The 18,411-nt window shown below is 68.3% G+C and carries 13 protein-coding genes; 6 read left to right on the top strand and 7 right to left on the bottom strand.

What is annotated here, in order from left to right; genetic code table 11:
• The 5 genes from rhaM to rhmD are packed head-to-tail and all read right to left on the bottom strand — an operon-like array spanning position 1 to position 4,130.
• On the bottom strand, positions 1 to 333 hold the full coding sequence (rhaM, locus tag AC07NX_RS01285; RefSeq protein WP_494638395.1) for an L-rhamnose mutarotase: 333 nt from the start codon (positions 331 to 333) through the stop codon (positions 1 to 3).
• 32 nt (positions 334 to 365) lie between these two features.
• Complete coding sequence (locus AC07NX_RS01280; RefSeq protein WP_494638393.1) at positions 366 to 1,283, bottom strand: amidohydrolase family protein; 918 nt, start codon at positions 1,281 to 1,283, stop codon at positions 366 to 368.
• Positions 1,284 to 1,297: 14 nt separating this feature from the next.
• A complete protein-coding gene (locus tag AC07NX_RS01275; protein ID WP_494638391.1) occupies positions 1,298 to 2,053 on the bottom strand; it encodes an SDR family NAD(P)-dependent oxidoreductase in 756 nt (251 codons plus the stop codon).
• Entirely contained in the window at positions 2,050 to 2,913 is an 864-nt protein-coding gene (locus AC07NX_RS01270; RefSeq protein ID WP_494638389.1) for a 2,4-didehydro-3-deoxy-L-rhamnonate hydrolase, read from the bottom strand. The genes AC07NX_RS01275 and AC07NX_RS01270 overlap by 4 nt, the downstream gene beginning before the upstream one ends.
• A gap of 38 nt (positions 2,914 to 2,951) precedes the next feature.
• Positions 2,952 to 4,130, bottom strand: coding sequence for an L-rhamnonate dehydratase (gene rhmD / locus AC07NX_RS01265; RefSeq protein ID WP_019847834.1), 1,179 nt, complete (start codon positions 4,128 to 4,130; stop codon positions 2,952 to 2,954).
• 263 nt (positions 4,131 to 4,393) lie between these two features.
• On the opposite strand from rhmD, the gene AC07NX_RS01260 reads away from it, so the two are divergent.
• From AC07NX_RS01260 to AC07NX_RS01240, 5 genes are all read left to right on the top strand, one after another.
• Complete coding sequence (locus AC07NX_RS01260) at positions 4,394 to 5,194, top strand: IclR family transcriptional regulator (RefSeq protein ID WP_494638387.1); 801 nt, start codon at positions 4,394 to 4,396, stop codon at positions 5,192 to 5,194.
• Positions 5,195 to 5,226: 32 nt separating this feature from the next.
• Positions 5,227 to 5,988 carry an L-rhamnose 1-dehydrogenase Lra1 gene (lra1, locus tag AC07NX_RS01255; protein ID WP_494638385.1) on the top strand — a complete coding sequence of 254 codons (762 nt, stop codon included), beginning with the start codon at positions 5,227 to 5,229 and terminating at the stop codon, positions 5,986 to 5,988.
• 4 nt (positions 5,989 to 5,992) lie between these two features.
• Positions 5,993 to 7,135 carry an FMN-dependent L-lactate dehydrogenase LldD gene (gene lldD, locus AC07NX_RS01250; protein WP_494638384.1) on the top strand — a complete coding sequence of 381 codons (1,143 nt, stop codon included), beginning with the start codon at positions 5,993 to 5,995 and terminating at the stop codon, positions 7,133 to 7,135.
• Positions 7,132 to 7,983, top strand: a complete 852-nt coding sequence (locus AC07NX_RS01245) for a rhamnogalacturonan acetylesterase (protein ID WP_494638382.1) — start codon at positions 7,132 to 7,134, stop codon at positions 7,981 to 7,983. The genes lldD and AC07NX_RS01245 overlap by 4 nt, the downstream gene beginning before the upstream one ends.
• 235 nt (positions 7,984 to 8,218) lie before the next feature.
• Complete coding sequence (locus tag AC07NX_RS01240; protein WP_494638381.1) at positions 8,219 to 11,269, top strand: DUF4982 domain-containing protein; 3,051 nt, start codon at positions 8,219 to 8,221, stop codon at positions 11,267 to 11,269.
• Between the two features lie 317 nt (positions 11,270 to 11,586).
• Here AC07NX_RS01240 and AC07NX_RS01235 read toward each other — a convergent pair whose 3' ends face one another.
• Positions 11,587 to 12,912, bottom strand: a complete 1,326-nt coding sequence (locus AC07NX_RS01235; RefSeq protein ID WP_494638380.1) for an oligogalacturonate lyase family protein — start codon at positions 12,910 to 12,912, stop codon at positions 11,587 to 11,589.
• 8 nt (positions 12,913 to 12,920) lie between these two features.
• Positions 12,921 to 14,891 (bottom strand): rhamnogalacturonan lyase, encoded by a 1,971-nt coding sequence (locus AC07NX_RS01230; RefSeq protein WP_494638379.1) that lies wholly within the window; start codon positions 14,889 to 14,891, stop codon positions 12,921 to 12,923.
• 295 nt (positions 14,892 to 15,186) lie between these two features.
• On the opposite strand from AC07NX_RS01230, the gene AC07NX_RS01225 reads away from it, so the two are divergent.
• Entirely contained in the window at positions 15,187 to 18,300 is a 3,114-nt protein-coding gene (locus AC07NX_RS01225) for a TonB-dependent receptor (RefSeq protein WP_494638378.1), read from the top strand.
• Positions 18,301 to 18,411 lie beyond the last annotated feature (111 nt).

Raw genomic sequence — 18,411 nt, 5'->3', positions numbered from 1 at the left:
CTAGCCCTCGAAATAGAAGACGGGCTTCAGCGGCCATTCGACCGGCCGATTGTCCGGATGGACCTCCATCAGGTCGGCCATGTAGTCCCACCAGCGTTGCATCACCGGCTCCAGCGGCAAGGCGTCCTTGGTGTTGTCGGGCCTGAGGCGCAGCACGGCGAACAGGCTCATCGTCTGCTCGTCCAGGAAGATCGAATAGTCGTGGATCCCCGCCTTGCGCAGGGCGTCGGCCAGGTCGGGCCACAGGTCGTCGTGGCGGCGCTCGTATTCGGCGGCGACGCCGGGCTTGAGCTGCATGCGGAAGGCGAGGGGCCGGTCCTGGTCTTTGCTCATCGTATCCTCCCGTTTCTTGCTCTTGTCGTTGGTCAGGTCGTCGGCGGCGGCAAGCGGTAGATTCGACTGGCCGTCCCGGAGAACATCAGGTCTCGCTCGGCCGGGCCGAAGTCGGCCGTGATCGCGTCATAGGCGGCGTAGAAGCCGCCGAACGACCCGTGCACCTTCTCGACCGGGAAGTTGCTGGCGAACATGCAGCGGGCCGGGCCGAAGGTCTCGATGACCCGCAGCACGAAGGGGCGCAGGCTGTCGACGGTCCAGGCTCGGTCGATCATGGCCAGGCCCGAGATCTTGCAACTGACGTTCGGCCGCTCGGCCACCAGGGCCAAGCCCTCGCGCCAGGCCGCCAGCCCGGCCTCGTCGCGGTCGGTGGGCATGCCGGCGTGGTTGACGATCACGGGAATGTCCGGATGGGCCGCGGCCAGCTCGGCGGCGGTCGCCATCTGCGACGGATAGAGCTGCAGGTCGAACGACAGGCCGTACCTGGCCAGCAGGGCGTAGCCGGCCCGCCACGCGTCGCTGAGCAGCAGGTCGGTGGGGCCGTAGGTCTTGGCCGGATCCTTGTGCCAGTTGACGATCTGGCGCACGCCGCGAACAGCGGTCCGCGCCGCCTGGGCCTCGAGCAGGGGTTCGACGCCGGGATCGTCGAGGTTGGCGCCCGCCACGATTCCGCCGATCACCCCGCGCGTCTCGGCCAGGCCCTGCAGCCAGTCGGTCTCCGACAGCTGGTCCTTGGGCGGCAGGCCGCACTCGACGTGGACGGTCTGGACGAGGTTCCAGCCGGCGGTGTCGGCCAGATAGTCGTCCAGCCCGTAGGAGCGGTAGGCGATCGGCGACATGTCGCCGGCCGGGTTGTTCGGCAGCGGCGTGTCCTGGAGCCAGCTGTAATAGTGCCGGTCCAGGTCCCACAGGTGCATGTGCGGGTCGATGATCGGGCCGAGATAGGTCATCGCTCCGCTGTTCCTTAAAACGTGGTGCGTCCGCCGGAGGTGTCGAAGGTTGCGCCGGTGGTGAAGCTGCATTCCTCGGAGGCCATGAAGCAGACCATGGCGGCGCTCTCGTGGACCTCGCCCAGGCGGCCCATGGGGATCTTGGAGCGCATGTAGTCGACCTGGCTCTGGGGCAGCTGCTCCAGGATCGGGCTTTCGAAGGTGGCGGGGGTCAGGCTGTTGGCGATCACGCCCTGGGTGGCCAGTTCCTTGGCCAGGGACTTGGTCAGGCCGATGACCCCGGCCTTGCTGGCCGAATAGGCGCTGGCGTTGGGATTGCCTTCCTTGCCGGCCACCGAGGCGACGTTGACGATGCGGCCATAGCCGCCGGCGATCATGAACGGGGCCACCTCGCGGCAGCAGTAGAACAGGCCGTTGAGGTTGATGTCGATCACCCGCCGCCAGCTGTCGAGCGGGTACTCATGGACCGGGGCGGTGGCGCCGGTGATGCCGGCCGAGGCCACCAGGATGTCGATGCGCCCGCCCAGGGCGGCGTTCGAGGCCTGGGCGGCGGCGGCCACGGCGGCCTGGTCGGAGACGTCCAGGGCCACGACGTGGGCGGCCCCGACCTCGGCGGCGGCGGCCTTCAGGCCCTCGGCGTCCAGGTCCCACAGGCAGACCTGGCCGCCCTCGGCGACGATCCGCGCGGCCACGGCCTTGCCCAGGCCCGAGGCCCCGCCGGTGATCACCGCCGCGCGGCCGGAGAAACGATTGGTGTAGGGAGTGCTCAAGCGACGCCTTCCTTGGTCCAGGCGATCACGGTCTGGCGCTGGGTTCCGAGCTTCTCGATGCCCAGTTCCATCACGTCGCCGGCCTTGAGGAAGATCTTCTCGGGCTTCTGGCCTTCGCCGACCCCGGGCGGGGTGCCGGTGGTCAGGATGTCGCCCGGCTCCAGGGTCACGAAGCGGCTCATATAGGCGATCAGCTCGGCCACGCCGAAGATCATGGTCTTGGTGTTGCCGGTCTGCATGCGCTTGCCGTTCAGGTCCAGCCACATGTCCAGGTCCTGGCAGTCGCCGACTTCATCCGACGTGACCAGCCACGGACCCACGGGGCCGAAGGTGTCGCAGCCCTTGCCCTTGTCCCACTGCGAGCCGAGCTCCTTCTGGAAGGCGCGCTCGGAGACGTCGTTGACCAGCACATAGCCGGCGACGTAGTCGAGAGCCTCGGCCTGCTCGACATAGCGGGCGCGCTTGCCGATCACCACGCCAAGCTCGACCTCCCAGTCGCCCTTCACGGCGTCCTTGGGCAGCATCACGTCGTCGTTCGGGCCGTTCAGGCACGAGGTCGCCTTGGTGAAGAAGATCGGCTCGGGCGGCGGCTCGAGGCCGGCTTCCTTGGCGTGGTCGGCGAAGTTCAGGCCGATGGCCAGGAACTTGCCGACATTGCCGATCGGCACGCCGTAGCGGGGCGAGCCCTCGACCACCGGCAGGACGGCCGGGTCGATGGCCGCCAGCCGAGCCAGGCCCTCGGGCGACAGCTGCGCGCCGGTGATGTCGGCCACGTGGCCGGACAGGTCGCGGATCTTGCCCTCGGCGTCGAGGAGGCCGGGCTTTTCGGCGCCGCGCGGGCCGTAACGCAGGAGTTTCATGGCTCTAGTCTTTCGAGAAGATCAAGCTGGCGAGAAGATCAGCGAGCGTAAGGGCGGTGCAGGCCGACCTCGCGATTGAGTTCGACGCCGAAGCCGGGGGCGTCGGAGAGCTTCAGCTTGCCGTTCACCGGCACGGGCTCGCCGATCAGCTGCGGGTGGAACATCGGGACCACCTCGTCGGCCTTGGGGGCCATCATCAGGAACTCGGCGAACGGGCTGTTATGGCGCGTGATGACGAAGTGGTAGCTGTAGACGCTGGAACCGTGCGGAATGCACAGCACGCCGCGGCTGTCGGCGAGGTTGGAGATCTTGACCAGCTCGGTCATGCCGCCGCACCAGCCGACGTCAGGCTGGATGATGTCGCAGCACTCCATCTCCAGCAGCATGCGGAAGCCCCAGCGGGTGGCCTCGTGCTCGCCGGTGGTGACCAGCATGCCCTTGGGGGCGTTCTTCTTCAGGTCGCGATAGCCCCAGTAGTCGTCGGGGCTCAGCGCCTCCTCGATCCACTTCAGACCATATTCGTGGGCCTTGTGCGCCAGCTTGGTGGCGTAGTTCAGGTCCAGCGCCATCCAGCAGTCGAACATCAGCCAGAAGTCCTCGCCCACGCGATCGCGCATCGTGGCCAGTTCTTCCAGGTTCTTGCGCAGGCCTTCCTCGCCCTCGGCCGGGCCGTGGTGCAGGGGCATCTTGCCGCCGATGAAGCCCATCTTCTGGGCCAGGTCGGGCCGCGCGCCCGTGGCGTAGAAGGTCAGCTCGTCGCGGACCTTGCCGCCCAGCAGGTGATAGACCGGCTCGCCGCGCAGCTTGCCCAGCAGGTCCCACAGCGCCAGGTCGACGCCGGACAGGGCGTTCACCACCAGGCCCTTGCGGCCGTAATACTGGGTGGAGAAGTACATCTGGTCCCAGATCTTCTCGACCTCGGTGGGATCGCGGCCTTCCAGGAAGCGGGCCAGGTGCTTTTCGACGATATAGGCGGCGGGCTCGCCGCCCGTGGTCACCGCGAAGCCGACCGTGCCGTCGGCGGCCTCGATCTCGACGACCAGCGTGCCCAGAACGTTGATGCCGAAGCTCTGGCGGCTCTGGCGGTATTCCGGATAGCGCGACATCGGCGTGGCGATGTGGTCGTCGATCCAGTGGCCTTCGCCCTGGTCGTGATAGTCGGCGCCGCCGCCGCGCACGACATAGGCCCGAACCTGCCGGATAAGGGGAAACGGCATGGGAAAAACCAGCTCCAGCCCAAACACTTCCTGAAAGGAAGCGATCAACTTAAAGGAAGAGAAGGGCGTATCGTTAGGCAAAGGCCTTCGACATGCTTGGCGAGACTTTCAAAGGTCGCGCCTACCTCCCCGGGACGTCCTATGACACGGTGGCGCGCCCTGACTTTCGGAGACCGGATCGTCGCCTTCGCCGCTTGCGCTAGGTACCATATTATGAGAGAGAGTGCTACAAAATGAAACGTGACGCGTCAAGGGGAGCCGCAGTGGCAGCCAAGGAAGACAGCCCCGGCGGCAAGGCGCCCAGCGGCAGCCAGACGCTGTTCCGCGGTTTGGACCTGCTCGACGTGGTCGCCGATTCCGGCACCATCGGCCTGCCCGCCCTGGCCCAGCGCCTGGGCCTGACCCGCAGCACCACGCACCGCCTGGCCACCGCCCTGGTCGAGCGCCGGCTGCTGGCCCAGACCCCGCGCGAAGGCTACAGCCTGGGGTCCAAGCTGCTGGAGCTGGGCTATCTGGCCGGCCAGCAGATGGACCTGCCGCGCCTGGCCCGCCCGCATCTCGAGAAGCTGTGGGAAGAGCTGGAGGACACCGTCCACCTGGGCGTGCTGGAAGACGACCGCGCCCACTACCTGGACAAGCTGACCGGCCGCCGCCGGATCAATATCAGCTCGCGCGTCGGCGACCGCCAGCCGATCCGCTCGACCGGCCTGGGCAAGGCCCTGGTGCTGGACGACACCGAGGAGCGCTGGCGCGAGCTCTATCGCAAGGAAGGTCCGCGCTCGGAGCACGGTCCCGACGAAGAGCAGTGGATCGCCTGGATGCGCGACTACGCCAAGCGCGGCGTGGCCTTCGACCTGGAGGAGAACGAGGACCGCATCCGCTGCGTGGCCGCCCCGATCCGCGGGCCCAGCGGCCAGATCGTCGCGGCGATCAGCGTCTCGGGCGCGGCCCAGTACATGGACGACGCGCGCATGGCCGACCTGACCGACGACGTGCGCAACTGCGCCAACGCCATCAGCGTCGAGCTGGGATGGAACGAGAAGCGGACAGTCGCCAAGCGATAGGCGGCCTGTTCAAGCGTGAGAGTGGAGGAACGATGCTTCTGAAGGACAAGGTGGTGCTGGTGACCGGCGCTTCGGGCGGGATCGGCAAGGCCGCCGCCATCGGCTGCGCCCGGCACGGCGCGGACGTGGCGATCAACTACCACTCCGACGAAGCGGGCGCGGCCGACGCCGTGCGCGAGATCGAGGCCCTGGGCCGCCGCGCCATCGCCGTGAAGGGCGACGTGGCCGAGGTGGCCACCGCCAAGGCCTTCGTCGAGGCCGCCGTCGCGGCGTTCGGCAAGGTCGACGTCTTCGTCAACAACGCCGGCATCTGCCCGTTCCACGCCTTCCTCGACATGCCGCCCGAGGTCATGGAACGGACGATGAAGGTCAACCTGCATGGCGCCTACTACATGGTGCAGGCGGCGGCCAACCAGATGGTCAAGCAGGGGCATGGCGGGGCGATCATCGCCGTCAGCTCGATCAGCGCCCTGGTCGGCGGCGGCATGCAGACCCACTACACCCCGACCAAGGCCGGCGTGCACAGCCTGATGCAATCGACCGCCATCGCGCTCGGCAAGCATGGCATCCGCTGCAACTCGGTGCTGCCGGGCACCATCGAGACGGCGATCAACAAGGAAGATCTGGCCGACGTGAAGAAGCGCGAATACATGGCCGGCCGCATCCCGCTGGGCCGCCTGGGCGAGCCCGACGACCTGGCCGGACCGATCGTCTTCCTGGCCTCGGACCTAGCCAAGTACGTCACCGGCGCGGCGCTGCTGGTCGATGGCGGCGCGTTCGTGAACCTGCAGTAGTTCCGTGATCGTCTCCTCCACCACCGACTTTCGCGAGGCGGCGCGGCGCAAGCTGCCGCGCTTCCTGTTCGACTATATCGACGGCGGCGCCTATGCCGAGCGGACCCTGGCGCGCAACGTCTCGGACCTGGCGGACCTCAGCCTCCGCCAGCGGGTGCTGAAGGACGTCTCCCAGGTCGACACCTCGACCACCCTGTTCGGCCACTACCAGGCCCTGCCGGTCGCCCTGGCCCCGGTGGGGCTGACGGGCATGTACGCCCGGCGCGGCGAGTGCCAGGCCGCCAAGGCCGCCGCCGCCAAGGGCGTGCCGTTCTGCCTGTCGACGGTCTCGGTCTGCGACCTGGCCGAGGTGTCCAAGGCCAGCCCGGCGCCGATCTGGTTCCAGCTCTATGTGCTGCGCGACCGGGCCTTCATGCGCGACCTGCTGGCCCGGGCCGCCGACGCCGGGGCCACGGCCCTGGTGTTCACGGTCGACATGCCCGTGCCCGGCGCCCGCTATCGCGACGCCCATTCGGGGATGAGCGGCCCCAACGCCGCGGCGCGGCGCCTGATGCAGGCGGTGTTCAAGCCCGGCTGGGCCTGGGACGTCGGCGTCATGGGCCGGCCCCACACCCTGGGCAACGTCGCTCCGGTGCTGGGCGCGAATTCCGGCCTGGAGGACTTCATGGGCTGGCTGGGGGCCAATTTCGATCCCTCGATCCAGTGGAAGGACCTCGACTGGATCCGCGACCAGTGGAAGGGCCCGCTGATTATCAAGGGCGTGCTGGATCCCGAGGACGCCAAGGCCGCCGCCGACATCGGCGCCGACGGCATCGTGGTCTCCAACCATGGCGGCCGGCAGCTGGACGGGGTGCTGTCTTCCGCCCGCGCCTTGCCCGACATCGCCGAGGCGGTGGGCGACCGCCTGACCGTATTGGCCGACAGCGGTGTGCGCTCGGGCCTGGACGTGGTGCGGATGCTGGCCCTGGGCGCCAAGGGCGTGCTGCTGGGCCGGGCCTTCATCTACGCCCTGGCCGCGCGCGGTGGGCCGGGCGTGACCCAGCTGCTCGACCTGATCGAGAAGGAGATGCGGGTGGCCATGGCCCTGACCGGGGTCAACACCCTGGACCAGATCGACCGGTCGATCCTGGCGAAGGTGGAGCGGTGAGCCTGCTCGGCCTGATTGCGGCCCTGGCGCTGGGTCAGGCCGCGTCTTCGGCGACCGCCCCTGGCGCGCCGAGGCCCGACCTGACCGACGTGCCGCCGCCCGCGCCCATGGCCGCGCCGGTGGCCCGCATCCTGATCGCCAGCGATTCCACCGCCGCCAACTACGGGGCTTCGGCCTATCCGCAGATGGGCTGGGGCATGGTGCTGAAATGCTCTCTGGATCCCCGCGTCGAGGTGGTGAACCTGGCGCGCGGCGGCCGGTCGACCAAGACCTTCATCGAGGAAGGCCTGTGGACGGGGTTGCTGGAGAAGCTCAAGCCCGGCGACACCGTGCTGATCCAGTTCGGCCACAACGACGCCGACCGGGTGAAGATCGTCCGCTTCACCGATCCCAAGGGCGCCTATACCGACAACCTGACGCGCTTCGTCGCCGACGTCCGGGCCAGGGGCGCCCAGCCGGTGCTGATGACCCCGATCGCCAAGCACGTGTTCGTCGGCGACCAGGTGCAGGAGACCCACGGCCCTTACGCCCAGGCGGTCCGGGACGTGGCCAGGGCCACCGGCGCGCCGCTGATCGACCTGGACGCCGACATGATGGGCGCCCAGCAGGCGCGGGGCGAGGCGGGATCGCGGGGCTTCTACCTGATCTATACGCCACAGGACGGCGTCGCCCGCTATCCGAACGGCAACAGCGACACGACCCACATCAACGAGGGCGGGGCGCGGCTGGCGGCGTCGCTGGTCGCCGCCCGCCTGGCGTTCCTGAAGCTGCCGGTCTCGGCCTATGTGCATCCGGCCTCGACCGGCGCCCAGCCGCTCCTTGGCGGTCCGCGCTGTCCGGGACGGTAAGCGTTAGAAGGGAAGAAAAGCGGAGCGCCGATCAGGCGCTCCGCTGGCCCGGATGGGGGAAGGACGGGCGAGTGCGCGTGTGAGGAGGAATGGACAGGAGTCCAGAACCTACGTCCGATATTCCACAATATGGAACATCATCCGATATGATGAGAATGCCTTGACAGGCGCCGGGATGTCAAGCCACAGGTGGCGAAAGGCCTGAAGTGGTCTGGCCAATTTTGGAGGCAGCACGATGCGACGCATCCTTTCGGGCTCGATCCTGGGCTGGTTGTGCGCTCTATGCCTGTCTCTGGGACTGACGAGCCCGGCCGCAGCCGCCTCCCGGATCGACCGTCCCTTCAACGACGGCTGGCGCATGGCGACCGGCGAGATCGCCGGGGCCGAGCAGCCCGGGTTCGATGACGCCGCCTGGAAGCCCGTCACCCTGCCGCGCGCCTGGAACGAGGACGAGGCCTTCAAGGTCGACATTCACGACCTGAAGGGCGGGATCACCTGGTATCGCAAGCGTCTGGTCCTGCCGTCCGACGCCGGGCCGGCGGTCGGCGGCAAGGCCTTCATGGAATTCGAGGGCGTGCGCCAGGCGGGCGACGTCTATGTGAACGGCGTCCGGGTCGGCGGCCACGAGAACGGCGTCACGGCCTTCGGCGTCGACGCCACCAAGGCGCTGAAGCCCGCGCCGTTCGTCAATGTGGTGGCCGTGCGGGTCGACAGCGACTGGAAATACAAGGAGCGCGCCACCGGCAGCGGCTTCCAGTGGAACAACAACAATTTCAACGTCAATTACGGCGGGATCCACCGGGCGGTGCGGTTGGTCCTGACCGACGGCCTGCACCAGACCCTGCCGCTCTATTCCAGCCTGGGCACGACCGGCGTCTATGTCTGGGCCGACGGCTTCGACATCAAGGGCGGGGCGGCCACGGTCCACGCCGAGTCCCAGGTGCGCAACGAGTCCGACCGGCCGCGAACCTTCCGCTATCGCGTGACCCTGCGCGACGTCGACGGCAAGCCGGCCGGGGCGTTCGACGGCCCCACGGTTACCCTGGCCGCTGGCGAGACCCGCACCGTCTCGGCCCAGACGCGGCTGAAGGGCCTGAAGTTCTGGAGCTGGGGCTACGGCTATCTCTACGCCGTGACCACCGAGCTGGTGGAGAACGGCGCCAGCGTCGACGCGGTCGTCACCCGCACGGGGTTCCGCAAGACGGCGTTCAGGAACGGCATGATCTTCCTCAACGACCGGGTCCTGCAGGTGCACGGCTACGCCCAGCGCACCAGCAACGAGTGGCCGGCCCTGGGGACCGACATCCCGCCGTGGATCAGCGACTTCTCCAACGCCCTGATGGTCGAGAGCGGCGGCAATCTGGTGCGCTGGATGCACATCGCCCCGGCCGCCCAGGACGTGGAGTCGGCCGATCGCGTGGGCCTGCCCCAGGCCATGCCGGCCGGCGACGCCGAGAGCGACGTCACGGGCCGTCGCTGGGAGCAGCGGGTCGAGGTGATGCGCGACGCCATCGTCCGCTTCCGCAACAACCCCTCGATCCTGTTCTACGAGGGTGGCAACGAGAACATCAGCGACGCCCACATGGCCGAACTCAAGGCCGTCCGCGACCAGTTCGACCCGCACGGCGGCCGCGCCATCGGCTCGCGCGAGATGCTGAACAGCAAGGTGGCCGAGTACGGCGGCGAGATGCTGTACATCAACAAGAGCGGGACCAAGCCGGTCTGGGCCATGGAATATTCCCGCGACGAGGCGGCGCGAAAGTTCCAGGACGACTTCACCCCGCCGTTCCACAAGGACAGCCCCGACTACAACCGCAATCAGGACAGCCATGCGGCCGAGGACGTGCGCCGCTGGTACGACTACTGGCGCGAGCGGCCCGGCGGCGGCGACCGGGTCAGCTCGGGCGGGGTCAACATCATCTTCTCCGACAGCAACACCCACTTCCGCGGCGACAACAACTACCGCCGCAGCGGCGAGGTCGACGCCATGCGCTTGCCCAAGGAAGGCTTCTACGCCCACCAGGTGATGTGGGACGGCTGGGTCGACGTCGAGCGTCCGCGCAGCCACATCATCGGCCACTGGAACTACGCCCTGGGCGTGACCAAGGACGTGCTGGTGGTTTCCAGCGCCGACAGCGTCGAGCTGCTGCTGAACGACCGGTCGCTGGGGCGGGGTGTGAAGTCGGATGGCTTCCTGTTCACCTTCAAGGCCGTGGCCTGGGCGCCGGGAATCCTGCGCGCGGTCGGCCGCGACGCCGCCGGCAAGGTCGTGTCCTCGGACCAGCGCGTCACCACCGGCCCGGCCGTCGCCCTGCGCCTGACGCCGCGCGCCGGGCCGTTCGGCTGGCGGGCCGACGCCGCCGACCTGGCCCTGGTCGATGTCGAGGCGGTGGACGCCCAGGGCCGCCGCGTGCCGACCGCCCTCGACCTCGTGACATTCGACGTCGAAGGCCCGGCCGAATGGCGCGGCGGCATCGCCCAGGGCGACTCCAAGGGCGGCGTCAAACCGACCGAGGCCCCGGCCTCGCCCACGGGCCAGGTCGTCACCGGGGCGCACACGGTCGACGGGGTGACGTCCTATGCCGGCGCGTCGCGCGGCGACGACAACTACATCCTGTCGCGGACGCTGCCGGTCGAGGCGGGGATCAACCGCGTGGCCCTGCGCTCCACCCTGGCGGCGGGCAAGGTCACGGTGACGGCCCGGGCCGAGGGCCTGAAGTCCGCGAGCCTGACCCTGGACGTCGCGCCGCCATCGACCGAGGACGCCTTGCTGCCCGTCAGCCTGGCGCGGGGCCCGACGCCGATCACGCCGTCCTTCAAGGTCCGCCGCGTGGCCCTGAGGCCCGTCGCCACCCTGGCCGGCTCGAACCCCGCCACGGTCGGCCTGGCCCGGGACGACGACGAGACCACCCACTGGGCCAGCGACGGCCAGCTGGCCAACGCCTGGATCGAGTACCAGCTCGACAGGCCCCAGGTGGTCGACGAGGTGGTGCTGAAGCTGATCGGCTGGCGGCTGCGCGCCTATCCGCTGCGCATCACCATGGACGGCGTCACGGTCTACGAAGGCGCGCCGGCCAAGAGCCTGGGCTATGTCACCCTGCCGCTGAAGCCGGTGAAGGGGACCAGGCTGCGCATCGCCCTGACCGGGCCGACCGTCGACCGCGACGCCTTCGGCAAGATCGTCGAAATCACCGGCGCCAAGGCCGGCCTCGACACCGGCGCCGAGAAGGTGGCCGCCGGCGGCGGGCTGGGGATCATCGAGGCGGAGATTTATCGGAGGCCGTGATCCCAAATTCCTCCCCCTGTGGGGGAGGCGATCGCGCAGCGATCGGTGGGGGGAGTTTTAGGGTCGTCGACCTGGGCCGCGGCGCCTACCGATCACTCCCCCCACCGTCGGCTTCGCCGACACCTCCCCCACAGGGCAGGGGTATCGCATATGGAAAAACGGCCATCTCGGTGCGCAGTGGAGCCGACTCGAAAGTCAGTATTCGCGCGCGATCCGAAGCTTTCCTTGGGTCGATCCAGGTGGCGCCAAAGCCGGTCCGAACCCTGATTTGGGCCGGAATTTCCATATGCGATACCCCTGCCCCACAGGGGGAGGACCTATCGCGTCGCCTTCGCCACCTCCACCGCATAGACGTGGTTGGCCCCGTGCATGTTGGAGCGGAACACGATCCACCTGGCGTCGGGCGTGAAGTTGACGTTCGGCTCCAGCCGGTAGTCGTGGTCCTTCATGTTCACCAGCCGCTCGGTGTCCATCACGCCGGCCTGGATCAAGGCCTCGGACCCGGGAGCGTGGATGCCGGCGACATCGGGGATGGCGCGGGGGCGCATCAGGTACAGCCACTTGCCGTCCGGCGCGTGGGCGACCATCTCGCTGTCGCCGCCGTCGCCGGCGAACAGCTTGCCGTCCGGCGAGGTGTTGAAGTGCACCGACCAGGCGTTGCGGTCCAGGTGCAGCCAGGTGCGCTTGCCGGTGGCGATCTCATAGCCGGCCACCCAGAAGTCCTCGCCGCGCGGGGTCTGCAGGTCGTACCAGACGGTCTTGCCGTCGGCGCTGAACCACTCGTGGCCGGCGATCTCCATGTTCATGGTCCGGGTATGGATCTTGACCGGCGGGCCGGCTCTGTCGGTGCGCGTCAGCCACAGGCGGTCGACCTTGTGCCAGGGGCCTTCGTGGCAGAACATCAGCAGGTGCGGGTCGGTGGGCGAGAACTGAAGGTGGTTCAGCCAGTCGGTCGCCTGGTGAACGACCTTGCGCTCGCCGGTGGCCGTGTCGATCGTGAAGATCTCCATCGGGATGCGACTGTCGAGGCGGGCGTTCAACTGCACCTCGCGGCCCTCGGCGTAGGACAGCTCGCGGCCGTCCGGACCCTTCACGTCGTCGGGGTTGCGGGGCAGGGCGTCCATCAGATTGGGCGGGATCGGTACGTCGGTGCGGTTGGCCACGCCGGCCAGCAGGGTCTCGTCGGCGTTGATCGTCTGGATGCCGACGCCCTTGGCCAACCTGGCGACCTGGCGCACCTGGGCGGTCTTCGGATCGACCGCCTCGACCAGGCCCGAGCCGTCCTCGGCCATGCGTTGATAATAGACCTGGCCGGTCTTGCGGCCGACGAACAGCAGCCGGACCTTGCCCTGGACCAGCGGGCGCAGGGCGTGGGTCTTCAGGTCGACGCCCGAGATCCCGTCGGGGGTGCTGATGGCCAGGGTCGTCCCGTCGGGCGTGTAGCCGTTGAAGTTGAAATAGAGGCTGCCGCTGCCGGGCTTGTCGGACAGGCGGATCACGCGGTGGCCGGTGTCCTTGTCGATCCATTCGCGCGGCGGCTCGGGGGCGCCGGGCTTGGGCTGGGTCACCACGTCCTGGGCGCGGGCCGACGGCGTCAGGACCATCAAGACCAGGGCCAGGGCGGAGAAGAGGGGAGCTTTCATCGAAGGCCTCACTGGGTCCGGATGTCGGGACGGGGCGGGGCCTTCATGCCCTCGCCGAGATAGAAGCTGGTATGCGGCGGCTGGTTGTAGGCGGTATTCTGCCAGGCGACCGACATCCGATACTGCGGATCGTGCATCAGGGTGACCAGGCGCCGCTGGGTGGCGTAGGGCGTGGCGTAGATGCGCAGGGCGCGGTTGTCCGTGGTCCGCCAGATCACTTCCTCGCGCCAGTCGCCCAGGATGTCGGCCGACAGGGCCGGGGTCGACTTGGTGCCGTTGTTCGAGGTCACGCCCGCCGCGGTCAGCAGCGGGATCGCCTGTCCGGCCTTCCAGTCCCATTTGCTGACCTGGTTCCCGTCGAGCAACTCGCGCAGGTCGTCGCCGTCCCACCAGAGGGCGAAGTTGGTCTGGCGCGGATGCTTGACGCCGTCGATCGGCTTGCCCTGGGCGGTGTAGAGGCGGTCGCTGTTGGTTCCCCAGGCTTCGGCCCCGGGGAAGCGCGGATCGATGTCGGCGGCCAGGCCCCGGCCGGTGTCGCGGTCGGTGGGCGTGCTCCACAGCACCTGGCCGGTGCGGGCGTCCAGCATGGCCGCGCCGACGCCGCCGTTCTTGCCTGGGCTCTCGTGCACCCCGAACTTCTCGAGTCCGGGGTGGGCGGGATCCAGGTCGGACACGTGCATGGCGTCGCCATGGAACAGCTGGGCGCTCCACAGGCCCTTGCCGTCGTCGTCCACGGCCATCGAGCCGTAGAGGATCTCGTCGCGGCCGTCGCCATCCACGTCGGCGACGCTGAGCTGGTGGTTGCCCTGGCCGCCGAACCTTTCGCCGCCCGGCGCGGCGCTGTCGAACAGCCAGCGCCGGGTCAGCCTGCCGTCCCGGAAGTCCCAGGCCGCCAGGGTGGTGCGGCCATAGTAGCCGCGGGCGAAGACCAGGCTGGGACGCCGGCCGTCCAGATAGGCCGTGCCGGCCAGGAACCGGTCGGAGCGGTTGCCGTAGCCGTCGCCCCAGACCTGCGTCATCTGCTCGATGGTCGGCGCGTCGGTGCGCGGGTCGCGCGGGGGCGAGTAGGGGGCGCTGGCCAGGGCCTTGCCGGTCAGGCCGTCGAACACGGTCAGGTACTCGGGGCCCTTGAGGATGCGGCCCTGCACCCGGGCCACCTTCGTGCCGTCGGGCAGGACCGTGGCGCCGGTCTTGTCGGCCTGGGGCCGCTCGCCGCCGTTCTCGCGCCAGTCGGCGGCGGGATCGCCCAGCACCTGGCCCGTCCCGTCCACCGTGCCGTCGCTGGTCCGCATCGCGACCTCGGCCCTGCCGTCGCCGTCATAGTCGAAGACCTGGAACTGGGTGTAGTGCGCGCCGGCCCGGATGTTGCGGCCCAGGTCGATCCGCCACAGGCGCTGGCCCTCCAGCGTATAGGCGTCGAGGAAGACGTCGCCGGTATAGCCGCCGAAGGCGTTGTCCTTGGCGTTTGTCGGGTCCCACTTGAGGACGATCTCGTAGCGGCCGTCGCCGTCCAGGTCGCCGACGCTGGCGTCGTTGGCGGTGTACGAATAGGCCTCGCCGGCGGGCGTCACGCCGTCGGCGGGCGGCTGGATCGGGATGCTCAGATAGCCGTCGGCCCAGACCTTGGCGGGCTTGCCGGCGGGGGACTCCTTGCCGCTGGCCACGGCGCGCACGGTGTAGGTGGCGGACGCGTCGCCCGCCTTGTCGACGAAGTCGGTGGGCCCCGCCAGGGGCGCGGCGTTCAGCTTCACGCCGTCGCGATAGAGGTTGAAGGCCGTCCTGGCCGGCTCGTCGCCCAGCAGCCGCCAGCTGACCAGGACGCCGCCGTCGACGGCCGGCACGGCGACCAGGCCGCGGTCCAGGGCCTCCATCCGGCGCGGCGCCGCGAGAGCCGACCCGCCGGCCGACGACAGCGCCGTCGCGCACAGCAGGGCCGCCGCCGCGACCCGCGCGCCCCGGTTCCCACCACGCTTGCTCATGCGTCGAATCCCTTTGGTTTCCCCGTTTTGCGGTTCGCGACGACCGTTCTTCGCGGCCTCTGGATCGGCGCCAGGGCCGCCTCGCGAGCGTTGCGGCAAACTTACACCACGGAACGAAGTGGCTGTCTTCCCACAAATTGCGTTGACATCTCAATATATGGAATTATTCCTTTTGTACGAGAAATGCGCCGCCGCGCGCCACGAGCCGTCCGACCAAGGGCGGCCGCCGGGGCCGGTAAGGCGTTCGGGGACCTCCGTCGGGAGGTCCCAAGCATGGTTAGAGGGAGGGAACTCAATGCTTGCATCCACTCGCGGCCGTCGCGCGGCTGTCGCCACCACATCCTTGCTGGCCCTGGCCGCCAGCCTGGCCTTCGCCACCGGCGCGTACGCCCAGAGCGCGGGCGCCGAGGAGAAGGTCAGCACCGTCGACGAGGTGGTCGTGGTCGGCACCCGGGCCAGCCTGCAGTCGGCCATGAACCGCAAGAAGCGCAACGGGACGATCTCCGACTCGATCGTCGCCGAGGATATCAGCCAGTTCCCCGACAAGAACGTCGGCGAGGCCCTGGGCCGCATCACCGGCGTGCAGTTGGCCCGCGATTTCGGCGAAGGCAACGCGGTCTCGATCCGCGGCGTCGAGCCCGACCTGAACCGCGTCGAGATCAACGGCATGAGCACGCTGTCGACGGCCGGCAACCTGCAGGTCTATGGCGGCGGCGGCCGGTCCAACGACTTCCGCGAACTGGCTTCGGAACTGGTCCAGTCGATCGACGTGTTCAAGGGCTTCACCGCCGACATGACCGAAGGCGGCGTCGGGGGCACGGTCTCGGTCAAGACCCGCAAGCCGCTGGACTTCAAGAAGCCGACCCTGTCGCTGACCGCCTCGGCCCAGAACCTCGACACGGCCGACACCTGGAAGCCGCGCGGCAACCTGTTCGCCGCCACCACCCTGTTCGACGGCCGGCTGGGCCTGATGGCCAACGTCACCTACGACAACGTCGACACCCGCGGCGACTATGTCCGCAACTCGTCCTGGGGCCGCTTCGCCGACTTCGACGCCTCGGCCGACAAGACGGTCCCGTACTACAGCAGCGCCTACAATTCCCAGATCAACGACCTGGCGCGCAACGTCACGACCGCCGCCGGCTGCTCGGGCCTGACCACGCCCGACGCGACCCAGATCTCGACCACCAACCTGCGCAACGCCTGCCTGTCGCAATGGTACGACTACGCGCCGCGCACGGCCCGCTACGGCGTCTGGACCCGCAACGACGAACGCCTCTCGGCCGAGTTCACGGCCCAGTACCGGTTCACCGACAAGCTCGACGCCTGGGTCAGCTACAACCGCAACGACCGCTCGCAGACGCTCAACGACATCAACTATGGCACAGACTTCACCACGGCGACCCGCCTGCGAAATACCGCCAACGCCACCAGCTGCTCGTCGACGAACACCACCGCCAGCGCCGTCAAGGTCGACGCCAACCACAACGTCATCGGCTACACGCTGGGCAACTGCGTGAACACCACGGGGGCCGGCGGCAACAACGGCTTCGGCATCAGCGCCCGCGACTTCGCCTACGACACCACCAGCAACTACTACAACTTCGGCGCCAACTATCGCGGCGACCGCCTGCAGATCGAGTTCCAGGGCTCCAAGGCCGACACCAGCACCGTGTCGCAGACCAACAATGTCAGCGTCAGCTTCGACACGCCCGGCATGACCGTCACCCTGGACCCGGCCACCGGCACCCCCTCGTTCGCCTTCGCCAGCGGCTACAGCCCCAGCGACGCCTCGGCGATCCGCCAATGGCAGATCCAGTATCGCCCGTCGAACAATGGATCGAAGGAAGAGCAGTACAAGCTGGACTTCGACTACGAGACCAACCTGCCGTTCATCAAGAAGATCGAGTTCGGCGGCCGCGCCACGGACTTCGCGATGAAAGGCTACGGCTATGGCGGCTTCATCATCAATGGCGGCTCCAACCCGTCTTCGGTCACCGACGACACGGTGATCTATTCCAACGCGGTCAATTCGACGGCGGTGATCTCCAACACCCAGACGGCGGACCAGACCGATCCGACCTACGGCGCGACCTACGGCACGGGCTACTGGACCACGACGGAAACCTGGTCGCGCGGCTTCTCCAACGCCCTGTTCGGCTCGGCGATGAGCCCGCTGCCCAGCGACTTCTACTGGGGCGGCGGCTCGATCCCGTCGACCTGGAACTTTCCGGACTTCAACAAGGTCTCCCAGTACCTCGACACCTCGCACTTCAACCTGAACAACCTGGAAAACACCGTCGGCAGCGACGGCAAGCCCCACAGCCAGTTTCCGTACATCATCTCGGAGAAGACCGACGCCCTGTACCTGAAGTTCGACTACAGCTTCCCGCTGGGCAGCTACGACGTCGACGGCAACTTCGGCTGGCGGCGGGTCCACACCCGGACGACCGGCGAAGGCGTGTCGAGCCGCAGCGCGATCTTTGGGACGACCACCTATCTGCTCAGCAACTCGCTGGGCAAGATGACCAAGGACTACACGGTCTGGCTGCCCAGCTTCAACGTCGGCCTGTGGTTCATTCCCAACAAGCTGTCCGCCCGCGCCGGCTTCGCCAACCTGATGGCCCGTCCGCGCATGGACTTCCTGATGCCGACGGTGGCCTGCACCACTGACGCCTCGCCCGACGCCAACGGCGAGTTCGACGAGCCGAGCTGCACCGCCGGCAATCCGGAGTTGAAGCCCTACCGCGCCAACCAGTACGATCTCAGCTTCGAATACTATCCCAACCAGGACACCCAGGTGTCGGTCGGCCTGTTCAAGAAGGACATCGAGTCGTTCTACGTCTCGTCGCGCACCCTGATCGGCAAGCGCGACGTCTATGGCGACGGCGTGGAGTACAACTACAACACCTACATCAACGGCCAGGGCGCCAAGATCTCGGGGGTCGAAGTGACCGCCAAGACCGCCTTCACCTTCCTGCCGGGCTTCCTCTCGGGCTTCGGGGTCGACGTCAACTACACCTACCAGAAGGCCAAGAACGTCCGGCTCTTCTCGCAGCTGGACGGTTCGCCGCTGCCGTTCCCGGGCCTGTCTTCGGACAGCGCCAACCTGACCCTGTGGTATGATAAGGGCCCGCTGAACGCCCGCCTGGCCTACAACTACCGCTCCAGGTACCTGGTCTCGGCCGCCGACAACTCGCTCCAGCCGGTCTATCGCGACTCGACCGGCTACCTTGATGGCAAGATCACCGTGAAGCCCGGCTTCAGCTGGGCCCCCGGCCTGTCGTTCTTCGTCGAGGGCAAGAACCTGACCAAGGAGGACGAACGGTCGACCGCGGGCGACATCCGCCTGACCGAACTGGGCTATTTCGGCCGCCGCTTCTTCGTCGGCATGACGGCGAAGTTCTGACCTTGAAGGCGAGGCCCGCGTCCCGGTGTCGAGCCCGGGGCGCGGGCGGCCGCTTCAAGACCACGATCTAGGATGACTTCGAGGCCGCGCCGGCATGGCGCGGCCTTTTTC

It is taken from the genome of Caulobacter sp. GW821-FHT09A05 (assembly GCF_059418465.1).
This window is presented reverse-complemented; position numbering and strand designations above follow the sequence as displayed.

Bases quoted from the DNA above. Each gene is read 5' to 3' on its own strand.
- AC07NX_RS01240 (WP_494638381.1), top strand. From the start codon at position 8,219: ATGCGACGCATCCTTTCGGGCTCGATCCTGGGCTGGTTGTGCGCTCTA.
- AC07NX_RS01225 (WP_494638378.1), top strand. From the start codon at position 15,187: ATGCTTGCATCCACTCGCGGCCGTCGCGCGGCTGTCGCCACCACATCC.
- lra1 (WP_494638385.1), top strand. From the start codon at position 5,227: ATGCTTCTGAAGGACAAGGTGGTGCTGGTGACCGGCGCTTCGGGCGGG.
- rhmD (WP_019847834.1), bottom strand. From the start codon at position 4,130: ATGCCGTTTCCCCTTATCCGGCAGGTTCGGGCCTATGTCGTGCGCGGC.
- AC07NX_RS01280 (WP_494638393.1), bottom strand. From the start codon at position 1,283: ATGACCTATCTCGGCCCGATCATCGACCCGCACATGCACCTGTGGGAC.
- AC07NX_RS01230 (WP_494638379.1), bottom strand. From the start codon at position 14,891: ATGAGCAAGCGTGGTGGGAACCGGGGCGCGCGGGTCGCGGCGGCGGCC.
- AC07NX_RS01270 (WP_494638389.1), bottom strand. From the start codon at position 2,913: ATGAAACTCCTGCGTTACGGCCCGCGCGGCGCCGAAAAGCCCGGCCTC.
- rhaM (WP_494638395.1), bottom strand. From the start codon at position 333: ATGAGCAAAGACCAGGACCGGCCCCTCGCCTTCCGCATGCAGCTCAAG.
- AC07NX_RS01235 (WP_494638380.1), bottom strand. From the start codon at position 12,912: ATGAAAGCTCCCCTCTTCTCCGCCCTGGCCCTGGTCTTGATGGTCCTG.